Source organism: Zongyangia sp. (assembly GCF_965361945.1).
Genome location: NZ_CBDTOK010000131.1, coordinates 1 through 4,873 on the forward strand (window position 1 = coordinate 1; position 4,873 = coordinate 4,873).

The following is a 4,873-nucleotide window of genomic DNA, read 5'->3' on the forward strand; positions in this document are numbered from 1 at the left end:
CTCCACAATGGGGATGGCTCCAACGCCGCTGTCATCCATCTTTTTGCTCAGGCTGCGTAAGGTTTCCGACGGCGCTGCCGTCACCACAGCCTCCTTCATGATCTGAGCTATCTTCAAGGCGGACGCCTCCTTCTTTGAGGGAATATTCCCCTCTAGTATCCGCCTTTTGTCCCGCCATTATGCGAAGGTTCCGCCGGAGGACGCCCGGCCCGCGGAAACCGAAGGCCCGGCCTCTTACCTCACCGCGGGTCACCGGCAGCTCCAACCGCTCCACCCTGTCTTGATAAAAGGCCGGGATAGGGCTTTTTTTCACGTCCTGGTTCATGGGGCAGATTTCCTGACACCGGTCGCAGCCCCAGATGATGCCGGTGGAGGCCAAAAGCCGGGCCTCCTCTTCTGTCAGCTCCCCCCGCTTTTGGGTGATGTGGGAAAGACAGCGCTCCGTCAGGATTCCATCTTCCCCAATGGCCCGGCCCGGACATTGCCGGCGGCATTTCCCGCAGCCAAGGCAATGCCCTCCCGGAGTCTGCCGGGGCGGAAGGGCCAGGTCGGTGACAATTTCCCCAATAAACACATAGCTGCCATAATCTGGGGCGATGAGAAGTCCGTTTTCTCCCCGGCAGCCCAGCCCTGCCTCCACCGCCGCCCGCACCTCCCGGATGGGGGAGGAATCTACAAAGGGGAGAAATTCGTGGCCGGGCAGCTGTTCTGATAAAGAATCCGCCATCTGCCGCAGCATCCCACCGGCTACCCGGTGGTAATCCGGCACGCAGGCATAGCGGGAAAGATTCCGGCCCGGCATCTCTCCGGTAAAGTAGGGGAACAAAAAACAGATCACTGTCCGATGCCTTTGGTTTAAAAGCTCCGCGCCCCGGCAGGGGAGATACGGGCCGCATCTATCTAAAGGCGCTGTTCCCCACCGGGGGATTCCCAGGGCCTTGGTTAAGTTTTCGATCAGCTCCATGGGCTCCCTCCTCTTTCCACCTTTCGGCGGGGATACTGGGCCGCAGGGCCAGTTCAAACGTATTCGCGTAAAAGGCGACATCGTCGCCAACAGAGCCTAAGGCGTAAACTGCCAGATCTAGCCGCTGCGTCGCCAGAGACAAAAACGCGGGCGGCGCGGCCCGTGTTATAAAGAAATTCCAGGGCAGGTCAGTCTTCCTCAGGCGGGGCGGACAGGGCCGCCTTGTAAAGCTCGCTCTTTTTGTAAGGGGTGAGCTTGGCCACCTCTTTTGCCGCGTCGGAAAGGGATTTGCCCCGGGCGGCGGACTGCCTGACCAGAGCCACCGCTTCCTCAAAAGAAAGGGCTGTGTCTTCCTCCTGGGGCTTCCCCTCCACCACCAGGACAAACTCCCCTTTGGGCGGCCGTTCCTGGAACAGGGCCAAAGCTTCCCCAAGGGTGGTGCGGATGGTCTCCTCGTGGAGCTTGGTCAGCTCCCGAGCCACCGTCACCCGCCGGTCCCCGCCAAAGGCCTCCGCCATATCCCCCAGTGTAGCCAGCAGCTTATGGGGCGCTTCGTAAAACACCATCATCCGCTCTTCGTTTTTCAGGGAATCCAGATGGGCGGACCGGGTGTTCCGGTTGACGCTGAGAAATCCCTCAAAGGTAAAGCGGGCGGCGGGGAAGCCGGAAAGGGCCACCGCCGACACCACGGCGCTGGGGCCGGGCACCACCACGGTGGGAATACCCCGCTCCCCGCAGATCCGCACCAGGTCCGCCCCTGGGTCGCTGATACAGGGCATGCCGGCGTCGGTGACAATGGCGCAGCTCTCCCCGGCGGCCAGCCGTCCGGCGATGTAATCCCCTTTTTCCCGGATGTTATGCTCGAAATAGCTGACCATGGGCTTTTTGATGCCAAAATGGTTGAGCAGCCCCAGGGTCACCCGGGTGTCTTCCGCGGCGATAAAATCCACCTGTTCCAGGGTTTCCACCGCCCGGGGCGTCATGTCGGACAGGTTGCCGATGGGGGTGCCTACAATATAAAGGGTTCCCTGTTCTTTCAACAAATTCACTTCCATCTATCTCACTTTATTGTCCTTTTTCCGGTAAATGTCCAAAACCTCCCGGGAGAAGCCTCCCGGTCCCTCGATGATCAGATCCTTTTCCACCTGCAAAAAGGGTTTTGCACCCTTTTTCCCCTCCAGCAGGAACAGCCAGGGAGGCCGTCCCGGCCGCTGGGTGACAAACCGCAGCCGTTTGGGCTCCATGCCGTGGTCCCGCATGGCGCAGATGGCGTCGCACAGCCGCTCCGGCCGCTGGCATATGCAGAGCCGGCCGCCGAATTTGAGGAGCCGGGCCGCCGCGGCGCACAGATCGTCTAAGCTGCACATGGTTTCATGGCGGGCGATCTTGTCGCTTTCCTGGGCGCTGATGATGCCGCTGCCCGGCGCCTTATAGGGCGGGTTGCAGGTCACAAGGTCCAGGCTTTCCCGGGAAATGCCCGTGAGCCGCCGGATATCCCCCAGGATCGGGCGTACCCGGTCCTGAAGGCCCGCCCTCTCCACCGTCACCTCCAGCTGGTGGATGGCCAGAGGCTGGATGTCCACACAGTCGGTGTGTACGGGGCCTTCCTCCCGATCCCTGTACCAGAGTAGGGCCACAATGCCGCAGCCGGTGCCCAGGTCCGCGCACCGGTCGATTCGTCTGGCGCGGGCAAAATGGGAGAGGAGAAAGGCGTCGGTGCCAAACTTGTGGGCATCGCTGACGCAGATTTCCAGGGTATCGCTGAGTTTTTCAAACTGATAAGCTTCCGGCTGCAATGGGGCACCTCCCTTACATATGTGTTCCTATCATACCACATTCCGCCCTGTTTCTCCACCGGAGGATGAAAAAAAGCGCCCGCATCCGGGCGCTTTCGCTGCGATGGTGATTATTATTGATAGGGGCCATAAGGTCCGCCGGGGTTGTTGTAGGGATTATAGGGGTCGCCCATATTGGGGTTGGGGCCGCCCTGGTTGGGATTATAGAAGGTCTGATCCCAGATGGTGTTGAGCTGGTTTTGCATAATGCCCATGGACACGAGGGAAAGGCCAAAGATCGCCACCACCAGGTTGATGATGGAATTATCCGACGGATAGGGTACGCCTACATTGATGGAGATTTCCCACATCTTTTTGCTGTATTTATAAATCCAGTAAAGGCCATAGATACCGCAGGTAATGATGGTCAGCAGGATCTCGGTGCCCGGTGTGGTGGAGCGATCCCCGGTAAAACGGGACACGTCGTCAGAGAGCTGATACATCCACACATAGTAATAAATGCCGCAGGTGATAATGGTAAGGATAATGATCATCGCGATACTCTTTTTTTCCGGCATAAAGGTATTCCCCTTTCAAGATGTCGGCAAAGCCGCCTAGCCATCCGGCCCTTGTCGGCCTCCCACTTGTTGCTATTATACCATGTTTCCCTGTTTTGAAAAGTCCTTTTGATGAGATTTCCATGAAATGCTTTTATTTCATGGAAACCTTCTCCCCCGCTTCCTGCGTCTCTTCCCGGCCGGTTCCAGCCATGCCGATGAGGAAAACCGCCACGCCTGCCACCGCCAGCACCGACATGACCCCGGCGAAGACCTGGGCGCCGAAGTGTTCCATAATCAGGCCGCTGAAAAAGTTGCCGCAGATGCTGCCGATGCCAATGGTCACCGAGTAGCCGATGGTCAGGGAGGTAGCGTAGATCTTGGAGGGGACAATGCGGCTGATATAGACCACAAACAGGGGGATATACATTCCCCAGGACACCGCCTCGAAGGCCTTGAGGAGGATGAGCCCGGTAACACTGTGAACCACCAGCAGGGCCAGGGAACGCACCGCCAGCACCACCGCCGTAAAAGCGTAGAGGTTTTTGAGCCTTATCCGGTCCTGAAGCCGGGAGAAGATGAACATCATCGGCGCCTCCACCGCGGCGCCGGCAAAAACCAGCATCCCCACATGGGTATTGGTCCCTCCCGCGTCCTGGAGGATCACCGGCATAAAGGCCAGCATAGAGCGGTAGGCCGCCTGGTAGAGGGTGGTACTGATGAGAAAGACCATATAGGGCCGGTTCTTGGCCAGCAGGACCAAAGCTTTTCCAAAGCCGATGCGCTCCTGCACCTGGCCCTCCCGTCGGACGCCCTTGTTTTCCGGCTCTACCTTTTCAATGCAGAGGCAGCAGGCGATCATAACCAAAAGGAGGGCCGCGCTGCCGATAAACATGACGTTGTAGCCCCACAGATCCATCAGCTTGCCCGCCACAAGGCCGGTGAGGGAATAGCCCACCGCCCCCATGACCCGGGTGACCGGGTAGTTGACATAGGGCTTTTTCTTGTTGACCCGGATCTGCCACGCCTCCGGGATACAGTTATAAGTATAGGTAAGAAATCCCAGCAGAAGGATGACGGCAAAGCACAGGGGAACAACGCCCACCGTCAGGGGGATGACCAGGGTCACCGGGATGGCGATGGCTCCGATGAGGATCATCAGGGAGCGGCAGGAAATAAAGGTATCGGTCAGGTAGCCGTAGAGAGGCTGGCTGACCATGCTCAGCGCCGCGATGAGGGCGTTGAGCAGCCCCACCTGAAAATCGCTGTAGCCGTTCTGGGTCAGATAGACCACGATGAAGCTGTACACCATACAGTGGGCGGAACAGTACATCCAGTGCAGCGCCGCAAAGGCCGCGTTTTCCCGGCAGAATAATTTTTTCATCCTCCTACCCCCTTAAAATCTGAGACTCCATTTCACCATTCACTTTATCACGTTCCGGCCGTAATTTCCATTGCATGAAAAGCTGAAAAAAGCCGAAATCCCAGGGGGATTTTTTACACTCCTGTCAAAAGAAAAACCACAGCATGTTTCCATGCTGTGGTTTTTAAGAAGCCGGCACCGACCTATTTTCCCA

General features: G+C 58.1%; 5 protein-coding genes. All 5 read right to left on the reverse strand.

Features of this window, described 5'->3' with window-relative positions; translation table 11 throughout:
* Positions 1-31 precede the first annotated feature (31 nt).
* The gene (locus ACZ25G_RS08585; protein WP_463682162.1) at positions 32-964 is read right to left on the reverse strand and encodes an epoxyqueuosine reductase; all 933 of its coding nucleotides are present in this window, start codon (positions 962-964) and stop codon (positions 32-34) included.
* A 188-nt stretch (positions 965-1,152) separates the two neighbouring features.
* On the reverse strand, positions 1,153-2,019 hold the full coding sequence (rsmI, locus tag ACZ25G_RS08590; RefSeq protein ID WP_191482685.1) for a 16S rRNA (cytidine(1402)-2'-O)-methyltransferase: 867 nt from the start codon (positions 2,017-2,019) through the stop codon (positions 1,153-1,155).
* Positions 2,020-2,760 (reverse strand): tRNA1(Val) (adenine(37)-N6)-methyltransferase, encoded by a 741-nt coding sequence (locus ACZ25G_RS08595; RefSeq protein WP_342681843.1) that lies wholly within the window; start codon positions 2,758-2,760, stop codon positions 2,020-2,022. It abuts the gene before it with no gap.
* 113 nt (positions 2,761-2,873) lie between these two features.
* A complete protein-coding gene (locus tag ACZ25G_RS08600; RefSeq protein WP_191482687.1) occupies positions 2,874-3,317 on the reverse strand; it encodes a DUF4234 domain-containing protein in 444 nt (147 codons plus the stop codon).
* Between the two features lie 133 nt (positions 3,318-3,450).
* Positions 3,451-4,680, reverse strand: coding sequence for an MFS transporter (locus tag ACZ25G_RS08605; protein WP_463682163.1), 1,230 nt, complete (start codon positions 4,678-4,680; stop codon positions 3,451-3,453).
* Between the last annotated feature and the right edge of the window lie 193 nt (positions 4,681-4,873).

Excerpts from the sequence above, each read along its gene's own strand:
- ACZ25G_RS08585 (WP_463682162.1), bottom strand. The coding sequence starts at position 964 with ATGGAGCTGATCGAAAACTTAACCAAGGCCCTGGGAATCCCCCGGTGG.
- rsmI (WP_191482685.1), bottom strand. The coding sequence starts at position 2,019 with ATGGAAGTGAATTTGTTGAAAGAACAGGGAACCCTTTATATTGTAGGC.
- ACZ25G_RS08605 (WP_463682163.1), bottom strand. The coding sequence starts at position 4,680 with ATGAAAAAATTATTCTGCCGGGAAAACGCGGCCTTTGCGGCGCTGCAC.
- ACZ25G_RS08600 (WP_191482687.1), bottom strand. The coding sequence starts at position 3,317 with ATGCCGGAAAAAAAGAGTATCGCGATGATCATTATCCTTACCATTATC.